12 protein-coding genes are annotated in these 14,821 nt (G+C 31.2%); 9 read left to right on the plus strand and 3 right to left on the minus strand.

From position 1 onward, the window contains the following. Positions 1 to 407 precede the first annotated feature (407 nt). Both GVY01_RS11100 and GVY01_RS11105 read right to left on the minus strand, forming a co-directional pair. Positions 408 to 1,646 carry an ArgE/DapE family deacylase gene (locus tag GVY01_RS11100; RefSeq protein WP_017637804.1) on the minus strand — a complete coding sequence of 413 codons (1,239 nt, stop codon included), beginning with the start codon at positions 1,644 to 1,646 and terminating at the stop codon, positions 408 to 410. Between the two features lie 183 nt (positions 1,647 to 1,829). After that, a complete protein-coding gene (locus GVY01_RS11105) occupies positions 1,830 to 2,909 on the minus strand; it encodes an amidohydrolase family protein (RefSeq protein WP_017637805.1) in 1,080 nt (359 codons plus the stop codon). 217 nt (positions 2,910 to 3,126) lie between these two features. On the opposite strand from GVY01_RS11105, the gene GVY01_RS11110 reads away from it, so the two are divergent. The 4 genes from GVY01_RS11110 (at position 3,127) to GVY01_RS11125 (ending at position 8,158) form a co-directional block, all read left to right on the plus strand. Then, positions 3,127 to 3,723 (plus strand): TetR/AcrR family transcriptional regulator, encoded by a 597-nt coding sequence (locus GVY01_RS11110; RefSeq protein WP_017637806.1) that lies wholly within the window; start codon positions 3,127 to 3,129, stop codon positions 3,721 to 3,723. A 284-nt stretch (positions 3,724 to 4,007) separates the two neighbouring features. Then, positions 4,008 to 4,709 (plus strand): ABC transporter ATP-binding protein, encoded by a 702-nt coding sequence (locus tag GVY01_RS11115; protein ID WP_017637807.1) that lies wholly within the window; start codon positions 4,008 to 4,010, stop codon positions 4,707 to 4,709. Positions 4,710 to 4,720: 11 nt separating this feature from the next. Further along, positions 4,721 to 7,339 (plus strand): ABC transporter permease, encoded by a 2,619-nt coding sequence (locus GVY01_RS11120; protein ID WP_017637808.1) that lies wholly within the window; start codon positions 4,721 to 4,723, stop codon positions 7,337 to 7,339. A gap of 174 nt (positions 7,340 to 7,513) precedes the next feature. Then, positions 7,514 to 8,158, plus strand: coding sequence for an FMN-dependent NADH-azoreductase (locus GVY01_RS11125; protein ID WP_017637809.1), 645 nt, complete (start codon positions 7,514 to 7,516; stop codon positions 8,156 to 8,158). A gap of 110 nt (positions 8,159 to 8,268) precedes the next feature. Here the strand turns inward: GVY01_RS11125 and GVY01_RS11130 are convergent, their stop codons facing one another. Beyond that, entirely contained in the window at positions 8,269 to 9,639 is a 1,371-nt protein-coding gene (locus tag GVY01_RS11130; protein WP_017637810.1) for a CitMHS family transporter, read from the minus strand. 219 nt (positions 9,640 to 9,858) lie between these two features. Here GVY01_RS11130 and GVY01_RS11135 point away from each other — a divergent pair, with 219 nt between their 5' ends. The 5 genes from GVY01_RS11135 to icaC all read left to right on the plus strand — a co-directional run bounded on the left by GVY01_RS11135 (position 9,859) and on the right by icaC (position 14,608). Further along, a complete protein-coding gene (locus tag GVY01_RS11135) occupies positions 9,859 to 10,887 on the plus strand; it encodes a family 20 glycosylhydrolase (RefSeq protein ID WP_017637811.1) in 1,029 nt (342 codons plus the stop codon). A 288-nt stretch (positions 10,888 to 11,175) separates the two neighbouring features. Further along, positions 11,176 to 12,399, plus strand: a complete 1,224-nt coding sequence (gene icaA / locus GVY01_RS11140) for a poly-beta-1,6 N-acetyl-D-glucosamine synthase IcaA (RefSeq protein ID WP_017637812.1) — start codon at positions 11,176 to 11,178, stop codon at positions 12,397 to 12,399. Next, complete coding sequence (gene icaD, locus GVY01_RS11145; RefSeq protein ID WP_017637813.1) at positions 12,369 to 12,695, plus strand: intracellular adhesion protein IcaD; 327 nt, start codon at positions 12,369 to 12,371, stop codon at positions 12,693 to 12,695. The genes icaA and icaD overlap by 31 nt, the downstream gene beginning before the upstream one ends. Continuing rightward, entirely contained in the window at positions 12,679 to 13,557 is an 879-nt protein-coding gene (gene icaB, locus GVY01_RS11150) for an intercellular adhesin biosynthesis polysaccharide N-deacetylase (RefSeq protein WP_017637814.1), read from the plus strand. The genes icaD and icaB overlap by 17 nt, the downstream gene beginning before the upstream one ends. Then, complete coding sequence (gene icaC / locus GVY01_RS11155) at positions 13,541 to 14,608, plus strand: polysaccharide intercellular adhesin biosynthesis/export protein IcaC (RefSeq protein ID WP_017637815.1); 1,068 nt, start codon at positions 13,541 to 13,543, stop codon at positions 14,606 to 14,608. The genes icaB and icaC overlap by 17 nt, the downstream gene beginning before the upstream one ends. Positions 14,609 to 14,821: the final 213 nt, after the last annotated feature.

Here is a 14,821-nt window from a genome sequence, read left to right on the forward strand (position 1 = left end):
ATTTACAAACTGAACAACAAAATTATATAATATTATCTTAATATAAATACATGATTAGAAAGGACAGACATCATGAAATCAACTCGCATCTTATATTTATTATCAATCATTTTAAGTATAGTTAATTTATGCGTTGTTTATACAACATTTTTTACTAACTTATTTAATGGTACCACGTTCTCACTATGGTATTGGCCAGGTGCCACTCTTATTATCATAACTTTAATCATCAATTTAATTTCTCTTTTTAAATATGGGCATCGCTTTGCTCTTATCATATTAATAATACTGAACGCAGTCTTACTTCTTATATATTCTGCGCCATTACTATTAGTTTAAATTAAAATGGAGTTAGCCTACGAAGACATATATTATGTTTCCATAGGCTAACTCCAAATACTAAGAAACTAATCCTCATTTAAATAAGTCGTTAATAATTCAGTATAGTACTCAATAAATTGATGATAAGTCTCTTTATTAACATGTTCATTGATTTGATGTGGTACAGTTCCAGGTCCAAACATTAAGAATGGAAAGTGTTCATCTTTATCTCGAAGTAAATTAGAGGCATCAGTCACACCTACAGTTGGAGTCGCAACGACCTCACGATTAAAGATAGTCTTTGCAACTTGTTGACCTAATGCTATTAAGCGATTCTCTCCTGTTGTAAGCACTGGATCTAAATCTAAATATATATCCTCTTCAAGTTGTCCACCTTCACCATTAATTTGATTGATATGTTTGTCGAATAGTGCTTTCACTTTATCATTATCAAATTCTGGAACAGTTCGGATATTAAAATCCGTTGTGGCCTTATCTGGTATTGAATTCACTTGATTACCACCATGAATCATTGTGTGATTAATAACTAAACCTTTGACTACTTGTGCTAATTGTTGTACATCTATAGGGCCGTTTATTCTTTCCTTAACGCCTTCTATAAAATGTGAAAAGTCTAACTGTTGATAATTTAATTCTTGTTGAAGTTGTTCATATTCATCATCTATATTACGCACAAAATCTAATAAAGGTTTAATCGCATTTTTACCTACAATTGGCACAGAACTATGTGCTGCTTGTCCTCTAGACACAATTTGATAATCCATTGAACCCTTATGTGCATAGACAATACCTGACTCAGATGGTTCAGCAATGATAAGCGCATCTACGTCGTCCATATAGCCTGCTTTGTATAATTGTTCGGAACCGAGCTGTTGCATTTCTTCTCCAGCTGTCGCCATTAACTTAATTGTACCTTTTTCCAATAAACCACGTTCATGAATGTCTATCATTGCAATGACTAATGCAGCTAGCCCTGCTTTCATATCCGATGTCCCACGACCATATAAGAAGCCGTCTTCTTCAGTTAATTCAAATGGTGGATATGTCCAATCGCCATAATCACCTTCCGATACTACGTCCATGTGACCAGAAATACCTACTACGGGATGACCGTCGCCTATTGAGGCAATTAGATTAGCACGCTGATGACGTCCTTTAATTTCATCAATTTCTGCTTTGATACCGTGCTTTTGTAGTAATGATTGTAAATATTTTGCTACTTCAATTTCATTATCATTTACGGTTTTAATCTCTATCAAATCTCTTAATATTTGTAATTGCTCATCTTTTGAAAATACACTCATGTTAAATACTCCTTTAATACTGTTGTTCAATTAGGATCATTTAATAACATTACCCATATCCTAACTTGCAAAAATTTAATCTTTGGCAACAGATTCATGGTATCTATCAAAGTATAGTCAATCAAACAATTCATATTGAAATATAACTATTGCCCTTTAAAATCTTTCAATTGATAGTTGTTACTATTTTAACAATGCATTACTATTGTCATTAAAAATCTGATGCTGCTCATTTTCATCAAAATAATTAGACGCCCCAATATCTTGTTCCATTTTAGCAATCCAATCGTTAGGTGCATAATGTGCATCTGAGCCAAAAACGATATGAGATGTATCAGTAACTTCTTTCAAACTCGCAAATGTAGAGTCACCTGTTGAAAGTGCTGTATCATAATAAAATCGATGAATATAATCGTCAGCAGAATATTGTAATTGTGACATTCGCTTCAAACTATGTAGATATGTTTTGAACATTTTTCCATAGCGAATAGGATGTTTAGCAACTTCTCCAATCATCTTTGTCTTACTTCCCGTTAAATACGGCTTCAGACGTTCTTTCGGATTCACCATTATATAACTTAATGTTTCAAGTGTTTGGTTAATTCGCCATTCTATATACGGCAACGTACCTCCAGCATGCGCCAAAATAAATGTAATATTTGGATAACGATCTAACGTACCACTCAATATTAAATTAGTCGCTGCTCGCGTAGTATTAAAGGTAAATTCTTCTATAAAATCCGCTACAACATATTGAGGTTTTTTCACTTTATCTGAAGACGAACTAGGGTGCACAAACACCACCCCATGACAATCATTAATAGCTTTCATCACTGGTTCAAATATATCGTCGCCTAAATATTGATCTCCATAATTAGATAACAATCCAATACCGTCTAATTTCAATTCATCTAGAGCATAAGCTATTTCATTGATTGACTGTTTAACATGCGGCATCGGTAGTAAAGCAAAGCTTTTAAAACGTTCTGGGTAGTCTTTCTTTAATTGTGCTTGATACTCATTTACTTCTCTAGCTACTTTAGAAGCTTGCTTCTTATTAAACGGTAATGTTGCCGGCTCTGAAATAGAAGTTACACCTATATTTATGTTTAATTCATTCATCATATTAAGACTGTCCTCAGGCTTCCAATCCTTGATAGGATAGCCACCAGCAGTTGTTACGCCTATTTTACGTAATGCGTCTTTATATACTTTAGGAATAATGTGATGGTGAATATCTATTATTTGTAAATTCTCTTTCATAATCAAACACTCACTTTCTACTATTGAAATCAATTGCAATATCATTTAAGTTACCTTATATTTTAATAGACAATACGTCTATTAAATAACTTAACAAATTTCCATAATGAATACTCGCAGAAACTTCCCGAATTATAGGTTTAATGTACATATCAATGATATATGTTGATTATCATTAACATAATAGAGTATTTATGTAATAAAGGATGAAGCAGAAATGGACAAAAGACAAATTCGTACTAACCAATATTTAAAAAAGGGACTTACTCAATTATTAAATCAAGTAAGTTATTCTAATATCACGATTAAACAATTAGCTGACGCTGCTAACATCAATCGCAGTACTTTTTATTTACATTATAAAAGTAAGGACGATTTCTTAAACTCTGTAATTGAGGAAACGATTGATGAGCTTACCGATTATGTAAAACAATCTTCAGTCAATGATGATGCTATATTTAATACTGAATTTAAAGTGTCTTTCACACGGTTATTAGAATATATTGAACTTAATTTTGAGTTTGTAAAAGTACTCATTACAAATATGAATACAACCTATTTTCGCGCATTACTAGTAGAAAAGGTTCGTGAAAATATTTATTATCCATTATTGGAAAAAAACAACGTTGAAATGAACTTCCAAAAAGATATTATATTGAATCATACAATATATGGTGATTTAGGAGTTATTGAAAGTTGGTTTAACAGCGAAAATTATTATAGCTCTCATTATATTGCGGAGGTACTTTTCGATGTTTCTAGCCATTCTCCCATATCACTATTAGGTATTGAATCTGAATTTGAAAATCAATAACCTAACATCAACCTATATCATATTCAAATTCGCACTCTAAAGATTAGTTACTCGTCTAATTTTTAGAGTGCCTTTTTAGTTAGCTTAGTTTTAAATCAACACATATTTATCTATTATTTTAATATTGATAGACGATAATATACATACTGTCTATTAAGTCGGATTTTTACAAAATGAAACCAAGATTTTCTAATTAAAATATGCTATTTTAACTAATAGACACACTGTCTATTATAAAAGAAATCATTATTATTAATATTCAACTATATGGAAAGAGGGATCATATGGCGTATATAAAATTAGAAAATTATTCAAAAATATTTGGAACTGGAGATCAAAAGGTCTATGCAAATAAAGATATTTCATTTGAAATGGAAAAAGGTCAACTTATGGTCATTGTGGGTTCATCTGGTGCAGGTAAATCAACATTATTAAATACATTAGGTGGTATGGATTCAGCTACAGAAGGAAAAGTCATCATTAATGGTACGGATATTGCTCAATTTTCCGAAAAAGAATTAACTACTTATCGACGGAAATCAGTTGGCTTTGTCTTCCAATTTTATAACCTCATCCCTAACCTAACGACTTTAGAAAATTTAGAACTTGCATCTGAACTATCATCAGAGGCATTAGACCCTAAAGAAACGCTAAAAAAAGTTGGTTTAGAAAAAAGAATGGGTAACTTCCCTTCCCAACTATCTGGTGGTGAGCAACAACGTGCTTCTATTGCCCGTGCCGTTGCAAAAAATCCAGACTTACTATTATGTGACGAACCAACAGGCGCATTAGATTACAAAACTGGTAAAAAGATTTTACAAGTTCTGCAAGATTTAAGCCATGAAAATAATAAAACGGTCATTATCGTGACGCATAACGCAGCATTAAAAGATATGGCAGACCATGTAATTGAAATATTCGACGGAAAAATTAAAGAAGACTACATCAATGATCATCCTAAACCAATATCAGAAATTGAATATTAAGGAGGATATACATGAATAAATTAAATAAAACGATATTACGTGAATTTAAGTCATCATTTCCTCGCTTCATTTCAATTACTATTTTGTTAGCTTTAGGCGCTTTCATATTAATTGGCTTAAAAGTAACGGGCGATGATATGCGACTAACTGGAGATCAATATTTTAAAGATCATCATATGGCTCACGCACAAGTAACAAGTCCTATTGGCTTTTCAAAAGATGATAAACAACATATAAATAATATGGATCATGTGGCTAAGACGGAATATAGTATTTCCAAAGATGCTCGTATTGCAAATTCAAATAAAGCTATTCGATTAAACGAAAACACATCAAAATTGTCTACCTATAAAGTTAAAAAAGGTCGTTTGCCAAAAGCTTCTAATGAAATTGCTTTAAATGCGCAAGATACTTCAAAATATAAAATTGGACAAACAATCGATTTTACAAATAATAAAGGTAAAAAAGATATTTCTGGACTTAAACATCATCAATACAAAGTTGTTGGTTTCGTAACCTCAAGTGATTACATGCAAAAACAAAATTTAGGCGTAACCAATGTCGGTAAGGGACAAATCGATACATTCGGCGTACTAGCAAAATCTGGATTCAACACTTCTAAACCTAATGTAGCCAAATTAACTTATAATAACGCTCACGGTAACAGCTACTCAGACCGATTTGAAAAACAAATTAATAGTAATGCTTCAAATAATGCTGATGATTTAGAAAAATGGTCTGACAAACAACGTTCAGATATGAAAGATGATAAACAAGCAGAACTTAATAAAGCGAAAAAAGAGTTAGATAAACAAAAAGATTCAGTTAATGAAAATAAAACTATGCTACAACAAACTGGCAAACTAAAAGACGCTCAACAAGATATAGCTAAATCTGAAACACAACTCAAAAACAAAGAGAACGACATTAAAAAATTAGATGATATTAACTACGAAATTCAACCACGTAGTGATTACAATCAAGGCTATAGTCAGTTTGGTGAATCAGCTAAACGTATTGATATTTTATCTAACACATTCCCTATCATTTTCTTTGCAGTAGCAATTTTAGTTACATTTATAACAATGTCTAGAATGGCTGAAGAAAAAAGAATGAATATGGGTGTAATGCGTGCTCTTGGCTATACAAAATTTGACGCTATGAAACTGTTCTTAATTTATGGCACAAGTGCTGCAGTTATAGGTACTTCCCTAGGTAGTTTCTTCGGTACATGGTATTTACCTGAAAAAATTTATCAAGCTTATGCTGCTAACTTGATTGTACCTGAAATCCAAACACCTACTCATTGGTTGTGGATTGGTATTAGTCTATTAGTCGCATTACTTTGTACAGTTGTACCTTCAGTATATATTGCTTGGAAAGCATTAAAAGAACAACCTAAATATTTATTATTACCAAAACCACCAAAAGCCGGTTCAAAAATATTATTAGAACGTCTACCATTTATTTGGAATAAATTGTCATTCAATCATAAAGTGACTGCTCGTAACCTTTTCAGATACAAAGGTCGTATGTTTATGACAATACTCGGCGTGTTTGGCTGTACAGCACTGTTAATTACTGGTTTCGGTATGCGAGATTCATTAAATGGTATTATCCATAACCAATATCAAAATATTATTCACTACGATATTATTAGTGTTTATAATACGCATGCGTCACAACAAGACAAAGATAAATATAATGACAAAATTAATGATTTAGACTCAGTTAAACAAAAAGATGATGTCTACTATCAATCGGTTACTACTAAACCTAAAAACGTTATAGATAATCAACAAATTTCTATGATTGTTCCTAAAAACTCTGATAACTTTAAGGATTATATGACCTTACGTGACGCCGATTCAGATAAGAAAATAAAATTAAGCAATAATGGTGTTGTTATTTCTGAAAAATTAGCTAAACTTGGCCACTACAAAAAAGGTGATACTCTAACAATTAAAGATGATACTAATGCTAAACATAAAGTCAAAATTGATGGTATCGCTCAAATGTATGCTGGACATTACATGGTGATGAACAAACAATATTACGAAAAAGCATTTGATAAAGATATCGATTATAATGCTAAAATTTTAAATTTAAAAGATAGATCCGCTTCAAATATTAATAAAGTTTCAAGTGAATTAAATGAACAAGATGCGAGCCAAACAGCCGTGCAATCCAACCAAGCTAAAACAGCCATCAATACAATTTTAGACGGTCTTGATAATATCGTCTTAATCATTGTCGTTGCATCATCTGCGTTGTCATTCGTTGTACTCTTCACATTAACGAATATTAATGTATCTGAACGTACACGAGAACTCGCCACACTTCGAGTATTAGGCTTTTATAAAAAAGAAACAGTGATGTATATTTACCGAGAAACAATACTTCTCACTATCATCGGTATTTTAACTGGATTTATCGGTGGCACTTATTTACATCACTTTATTATGGATACATTGCCACCTAACAATGCTATGGCTGACTTAACGTTATATTGGACAAACTTTACATTCTCTACGCTATTAACGTTAGTATTTGCATTTATTGTAATGTTGATTATGGCTAGAAAAATAAGTAGAATTGATATGCTCAATGCGTTAAACTCAGCAGATTAAAGTAAATATATGAATATATTCCTGTAATTAAAGGGACATGCAACTCATGAGCGAAGCGTTTTAAGAGTTGCGTGTCCCTACTTTAATATTTGTTAATTTAAAACTATATAATAGTATTTTCAAATTTATATGTATATACTATGAATATTACATTTAAAGGAGCAAATAAAATTAATGAAGACATTACTTATTAATGCGCATCCGTATTTTAATAATGATGCGACTTATACTGCTAAATTGAAAAATTTATTTTTAGAAAAGTTTAATACTGCATTTCCAGAAGGTGAAATTGAAGAATTAAATTTATATGATATTGCACTACCTCGTTTAGAGAGTGATCAATTATTACATGTGTGGTCTAAATTAGGTTCAGGAGAAGAATTATCAGCTGAAGAAAGCCAAATCGCTGAGATGTCTTCATTTTTACTAAACCAATTTAAAGAACATCATCGTATTGTTATTTTGACACCTTTACACAACTTCAATATCACGTCTAGATTAAAAGATTATATCGACAATATTATGGTGGCAAGAGAAACATTTAAATATACTGAAGATGGTTCTGTTGGGCTTATGACAGATGACTACAAAGCATTATTACTACAAGCGAGTGGTGGCGTTTATACGAATGATGACCGTTACACACCTCTTGAATTCTCATACCATTATTTAAGAGAAATGTTCAAAGAAATTATGGGCTTTGACGAATTTTACGTAGCTCGTGCGGAAGGTACATCAGTGCTACCAGAAGATGAAATTATGAAAGGCGCTAAAGAAGACTTAGACCAAGTATTCGATGCGTTTTATACAAAAGGATAATATCAAATAAAGAAACCCGTAATAGAACGATTTAATCGCTCTGTTACGGGTATTTATTTTGTCTTTATATTAAATAATGATATTTAGACTACCTCGAGACTGCCCAAACATTAAAATGCCACTGTACCTACCAACATTGCAATTAATAATAATACGATTGCGAAGCCCCATACCCAGAAGAACGCATATTTGATATATGTTCCCATATTAGCTTCAGCTAATCCAAGTGCAAGCCATAATGCTGGTGCAAATGGGCTCACAAATGTACCAATAATATTACCGATGACCATTGAGTATGCAGTAGATACTTGAGATACGCCAAATTCTGCTGCAGTTTGTTTCACAATTGGTAATAACGCAAAGTAATAAGCGTCTGTACTTGTTAATAAATCAAGTGGCACACCTAATAATCCTACAATAATGTGGATATAAGGGCCTACAGGTTGTGGAATGATCTTAATTAAATCTGTTGCGATTGATTTCAACATTCCTGTATGGTCTAACACACCTAAAAACATACCGGCACCGACGATAACTACTGCCATCATTAATGCGTTAGGTGCATGTGCTTTGACGCGGTCCATTTGTTCATCGACACTCTTATAGTTAATAATTAAAGCTAATGCGACACCTATCATAAATGCAAATTCTGGTGGTGCTATATTTGAAAGCATAATGACCATAACTAAAATCGTTAACAGTGTATTAATCCAAATGATAGACCCATGCTCTTTTGCGCGACCTCTAACTGGGAATTTTATCTCTTGATCGTGTTCATAATGTCTCACCAATTTATGTATATCTATGTCTTGTGTTTGTTCAAGCTCTCCATTAGCGATACCTTTTTGAATGCGTCGTTTCTCTCTAAATCCTAAATAAACAGCTAGTATCATGACTAATACAAAGCCAATAATTTGTATAGGTATCAAACCGTACCATAATTCATTAACACTTTTAGCCTTTAACACTGTTGCTACACGAGCCATTGGTCCGCCCCACGGCACCATATTCATAATGGCTGCACTCAGTGCTAATAATAAGATGAGTAAGTAACGACTCATATTCAATGCTTTATAAAGTGGTAATAACGCTGGAATACATAGTAAAAATGTAACCGCTCCTGCGCCATCTAATTGCGCAATCGTACCAAGTAACGCTGTCATAATACATACAATAATCACATTACCTCGTGTCATTAATAACAATCTTTTAACAACTGGCTTAAATAAACCACTATCTGTCATTATGCCAAAGAAAATAATCGCGAAAATAAACATAATGACGACATTCATGACTTGTGCCAAACCTTTGTCAAAGAACGTCACTAAATCATGAACGTTATAGCCTAATATAAGTGCCCCAAGACATGGAATTAGTGTCATCCCCACGAATGGACTAATCTTCTTGGCAATTAACAAACCAACAATCGAAATAATAATGAGTAGACCCATTATCGTTAACCACATATGATCCCCTTGCATGACTAACATCCCCTTTTAAATTATTAAATTTTAAAACCCCTAAATATTTAAGTAGAAAAAATTTTCCGAAAATTTATTTATTACAAATATTTTAACATAAATGATTAATCGAGGAATATATGGGTATTTAAATATATTATTATTTTTAACTTAACTACGCTATTTCATTTTAAATAGTATCTTGTACAATAAAAACTTTCTAATTAAAAGGGATTAATCATGTTAAAGAAATTTATTTTATGTCTCATAATCTTTTTAGCGATATTCACTATATTTTTCCAAAAGAAACTAGATAAATCAGAAATAGAAAAAGGCATTACGTTAGATATTGCACGTAAACACTATACAGAACATAGTATTAAGCAAATTATCAAACATCTAAGTAAACATCATGGCACATATTTACAGTTACATTTTTCTGATAATGAAAACTACAGTATCTATTCAAAAATGTTAAAGCAGACATCCAACAAAACGAATTCATACTTTTTAACTAAAAAAGAACTCAAATCTATTATTAAATATGCGAACAAAAGGAATGTGCAGATTATTCCAGAAATAGATTTACCTTCTCACTCAAAATCCATCCTTACTTTATTAAGAAAACATCATCCTGATACATATCAAAAAGTCGTATCGCAAGATGATTCAAGTACGATTGATTTTATAGATAATAAAGATTCATTGAAATTCTCTAAAGATTTAATTTCAGAAATTAGCGGTTTATTTAAACAGCCGAAGTATAAAGATGAACAGAAAATGGTCATTGGTGGCGATGAAGTTCCCGGTAGTGGTGCGAACCAACAACAATTCGTAAAATACATCAATCAAATTTCCAATTATGCGAATTCCAATAACTATGAAGCAAAAATATGGAACGATTCCATAACTAAAGAAGGTCTGAAACAGTTAGATCAATCCATTATCGTTATGTATTGGCAACAGAAAAATCAAAATAGCTTAACACCAAAAGACTTTTTCGATTACAACCATCAAGTTGAAAACTTTAATAGTCAGTCCTTATATCTATTTCCTAGAGATGAAAAATCAACTTCAACATCTAAAAATATTGATTTAATATCTGACACAAAAATAACGTCATTTAATACGTACCATAATCATCAAAAGAACTATTACGATACAAACCTAAACGGTGTGACGATGAGTTTTTGGGGAGAGTTTGCTTCTTCTCTAAGTCAAAATGATCTCATCAAGTACATCATTAAATACATTAAAATATTTTTCTAATATTAAGCTATTGTTAACACAACATTTTTTGTCCATTGATTTATTGCTAAGTTTTTCCTTTTTGACAGTAAACTAAAACTGTCTAAAGCGTTTTTTCACCCATAAACTCTTTTTACCAACTAAAACTTCTTAAGCATAAAATTTTTAACTCTATTATTAATAATAGAGTTATTTTTGTTTAATAATAATTATACCAATTATAACTTTTTTATATATTAAAAAAGTGTTGCAACTCCTAGAAAACTGCATTATCATCAGTTCATGTTAAAAATTCCTAGGGGGAGAAACATGAACTTATTAAATTTCTTAATACTTTATCCGTTATTTATGTCTGTATTTTGGATAGTAGGAACGATTATTTATATGTTCTTTTCTGAGCTATGGCTTACTCAAAAACCGACTAAAGCCATAGGAGAAGAAGGTATATCATTTTTAGTTCCTTGCTTTAACGAAGAAGAAACAATTAAAGATACAATTGAAAATCTATTGTCATTAGAATTTCCAAACAAACAAATCATTGTCATCAATGATGGAAGTTCAGATAATTCTGCACAGATTATTTATAAGCTTCAAGAAACAATGGATTTCACATTTGTCGATCTTAAGGTCAATCAAGGGAAAGCCAATGCTCTAAACAAAGGTGTTGATTATGCCGAGTATGATTACGTTATGGGCATAGACGCAGACACGCTTATCGATAATTGTGCACCTTACTTTATGATTCAACACTTCCAAGACAATCCTAAATTGGCAGCAGTTACTGGTAATCCAAGAATAAGAAATAAAAAATCTATACTTGGTAAAATCCAAACTATTGAATATGCAAGTATGGTAGGAAGTATCAAACGTGCACAATCTTTAACAGGAAAAATTAATACAATCTCTGGTGTATTTACACTATTTAGAAAATCTGCAGTTATACAGGTTGGAAAATGGGATATCGATATGATTACTGAAGATATTGCCATCTCATGGAAATTCCATCTAGCAGGATTTCAAATTAAATATGAACCTAGAGCACTTTGTAGAATGCTTGTACCCGAAACTGTGGGAGGCCTATGGAAACAACGATTAAGATGGGCACAAGGCGGACAAGAAGTTTTAATTCGTGACTTTAAAGCCGGGTTAAAATCAATGAATCCAGCCATATATTTACTCGTATTCGAACAAATCTTTTCGCTTATTTGGGTTTACTGCGTTGTCTCTATTTTAATCATTCAAATTATAAATGCTAACTTCTTAGACTACTACTTCTTAAATTATAAATTTTCACTCATCATTTTATCGGCCTTATTACTAACATTTATCAATACAGTTCAATTCACAGTTTCACTTATTGCAGATAGTAAATACGAAAAAATTAATATTTTCACTATTTTCTATTTAAGCTGGTATTCAGCTATATATTGGTTGCTTAACGCTTCCGTCGCTATTATTGCCTTTCCAAAAGCACTTACTAGAAAGAAAGGAGAGTTTGCCACATGGACAAGCCCAGACAGAGGAAAAAGCTAAGTACATATTTTTGTTTACATTGTATAAGAGAAGTCATTACTTTTGCATTAAGTATTATATTTTGGGTCTATTTCGCTATAGCCTTTATTTTAATTATTGGCTCACTTTTTAGTTTAAGTGATGACTTAGTCTTAATTATAAGAACGTTATTAAATATTGAACAAGATACTATGTTCGAAACTTTCAATTTATTATTAAAATTTATCATTTTTGATGCTATTGTATTCTCATTATTCTTATTAATTAGAAAAAGAATATATAAAAAAGAAGGTATTAATCATGGGAAAGTGTTCTAAACTTATTGCCACCCTATTATTCACGTCATTATTTTTCTTGATGATTTTTTATGACAATACTTCATTCGCTAAAGAAAAGAAAAACCCGTTAAATAGTAAACATCATGAAAACAGCGCTTTAGCATTAAATTACCATCGTGTCCGTGATGGTAATTGGTTTGAAGATACATTATTCACCATTTCAAGTAGTAAAGAAATTAATGATTATAGTGTGACTAAAAAAGAATTTAATAAACAAATTAAGTGGTTGAAAGATCATGATGCACACTTTTTAACAGAAAAGGAATTTCAACATTATAAGAGTAAAGGTAAGTTCCCTGCGCGTAGTGTATGGATCAACTTCGATGATATCGACATGTCCGTTTATGACAGTGCTTATCCGATATTAAAGAAATATAATGTACCAGCAACAGGATTTGTGATTACCGGCCATGTCGGAGAAGACGATTTCCACAATCTTAACCTCATTAACCTAAGTAAATTAAAAGAAATGCAGAAATCAAAGATTTGGACATTCAGTTCTCATACACATAACCTTCACTCATTAACCAAAGACAACAAGTCAATTATTACAAAAAAAAGTGGAAAACAAATTAAAAATGATATAAGTAAAAGTAACCATTATATTAACAAAAACTTTGATAAGACTAATAATTCTTTAGCCTTTCCATATGGAGAACCAAGTAAGAAAAATATAAAAATATTGAAATCTGAAAATATTAAATATGCTTATACATTAGCAGACCACTCAGTCTATCCAGATGATGATAATTATGCTATTCCACGTGTTTTAGTAAACGAGGATTCCTTTAATAAATTAATTAAAAAATGGGATGGTTTTAAAGATGGCAAGTCAAAATAAAAAGAAAAAAGAACTCATCTACCTTAGAGCATTTCTCTGTGTTATTATTATCGTCACACATATACTAACGCAATATATGCGCGGTATAGATGGTGATGATACAGCGCAACTTAAAGTCATTTATTATGCTCAAAATATATTTATCTTTGGCACACCGTGTTTCATCGTGTTGTCTCAATTACTGACAACGTTAAATTATTCTTCATTAAAATTGAATTATTTAACATCACGTTTTAAATACATCATTATGCCCTATTTATTAGTAGGTTGTTTCTATTGTTATAGTGAATCCAGAAAATTAGGAGATCCTTTCTGGCACCAATTCTACCAAAATGTCGTATTAGGATATTGGTATGGTTATTTTATTATCGTTATAGTTCAGTACTTCATATTAAGCTATATCATCTATAAAATATCACCTAAAATATTCAATAGTAAAATTCTATTAATAGGATCATTCATTGTTCAATTTGTATTTTTGCGTTTACTACATACAAATCATGCATTCGAAAAGCAACTACATCACATATATCCATTAAGCGATAATACATTTATTTTAGGATGGATCTTTTTCTTCTTCCTGGGTGGATATATTGGCTATAACTACGATAGAATTATGACATTTGTTTATGAATTTCCATTTATTATACTGATGTTATCTGTAGTGTCTTATTTAATTTTTGTGTTTGCATTTGGCAAACATGATTATTGGAATGTAACAAGTTATACTGAAACATTAATGCTATATCATACATTTATGTTTTTACTATTACTTAGTCTATTTATTCATTTCAATACGCTTATGTATGGCGTCACGAATTTAGTTAATTCATTTTCATTTTTCATATATCTATTACACCCGATCATTTTAGAATATCTATATGAATATACGTCTATTTTCATCAATACAAGTATTATCTTTATAGTAATATCATTAGTGTGTACTTTAGGTATGTGTGTGGGTGTCGGTATTATTCTCCGAGAGTTTGCTCTATGTCGTTTCGTAATTGGTAAACAACCATATAAACTGAATGTGAATTTAAAAGACTAAAACTTTTTATACGAATTTATTGCCATTTGTGGTCTGTAAACAACTTACAGATTACAAATGGTTTTTTTAGTTAGTTTATAGTTGGCTTGGAATTGATGTGTTCAATGACTTTAAGAAATTGTAAATAGAAATTTATATTAGCTTCATAATTCTTATTTATGATGAAGACATCTCGTGATTGAATTTGATTAACTTTAAATTTGATCACGTTAC

It is taken from the genome of Staphylococcus sp. 8AQ, from assembly GCF_902506595.1.
Lineage (GTDB): Bacteria > Bacillota > Bacilli > Staphylococcales > Staphylococcaceae > Staphylococcus > Staphylococcus pasteuri.

What these genes read in the sequence shown, in the direction of transcription:
- GVY01_RS11125 (WP_017637809.1), top strand. Translation starts at nt 7,514, where the DNA reads ATGAAGACATTACTTATTAATGCGCATCCGTATTTTAATAATGATGCG.
- icaB (WP_017637814.1), top strand. Translation starts at nt 12,679, where the DNA reads ATGGGAAAGTGTTCTAAACTTATTGCCACCCTATTATTCACGTCATTA.
- GVY01_RS11105 (WP_017637805.1), bottom strand. Translation starts at nt 2,909, where the DNA reads ATGAAAGAGAATTTACAAATAATAGATATTCACCATCACATTATTCCT.
- GVY01_RS11130 (WP_017637810.1), bottom strand. Translation starts at nt 9,639, where the DNA reads ATGCAAGGGGATCATATGTGGTTAACGATAATGGGTCTACTCATTATT.
- GVY01_RS11100 (WP_017637804.1), bottom strand. Translation starts at nt 1,646, where the DNA reads ATGAGTGTATTTTCAAAAGATGAGCAATTACAAATATTAAGAGATTTG.
- GVY01_RS11120 (WP_017637808.1), top strand. Translation starts at nt 4,721, where the DNA reads ATGAATAAATTAAATAAAACGATATTACGTGAATTTAAGTCATCATTT.
- icaD (WP_017637813.1), top strand. Translation starts at nt 12,369, where the DNA reads ATGGACAAGCCCAGACAGAGGAAAAAGCTAAGTACATATTTTTGTTTA.
- GVY01_RS11135 (WP_017637811.1), top strand. Translation starts at nt 9,859, where the DNA reads ATGTTAAAGAAATTTATTTTATGTCTCATAATCTTTTTAGCGATATTC.
- icaC (WP_017637815.1), top strand. Translation starts at nt 13,541, where the DNA reads ATGGCAAGTCAAAATAAAAAGAAAAAAGAACTCATCTACCTTAGAGCA.
- icaA (WP_017637812.1), top strand. Translation starts at nt 11,176, where the DNA reads ATGAACTTATTAAATTTCTTAATACTTTATCCGTTATTTATGTCTGTA.
- GVY01_RS11115 (WP_017637807.1), top strand. Translation starts at nt 4,008, where the DNA reads ATGGCGTATATAAAATTAGAAAATTATTCAAAAATATTTGGAACTGGA.
- GVY01_RS11110 (WP_017637806.1), top strand. Translation starts at nt 3,127, where the DNA reads ATGGACAAAAGACAAATTCGTACTAACCAATATTTAAAAAAGGGACTT.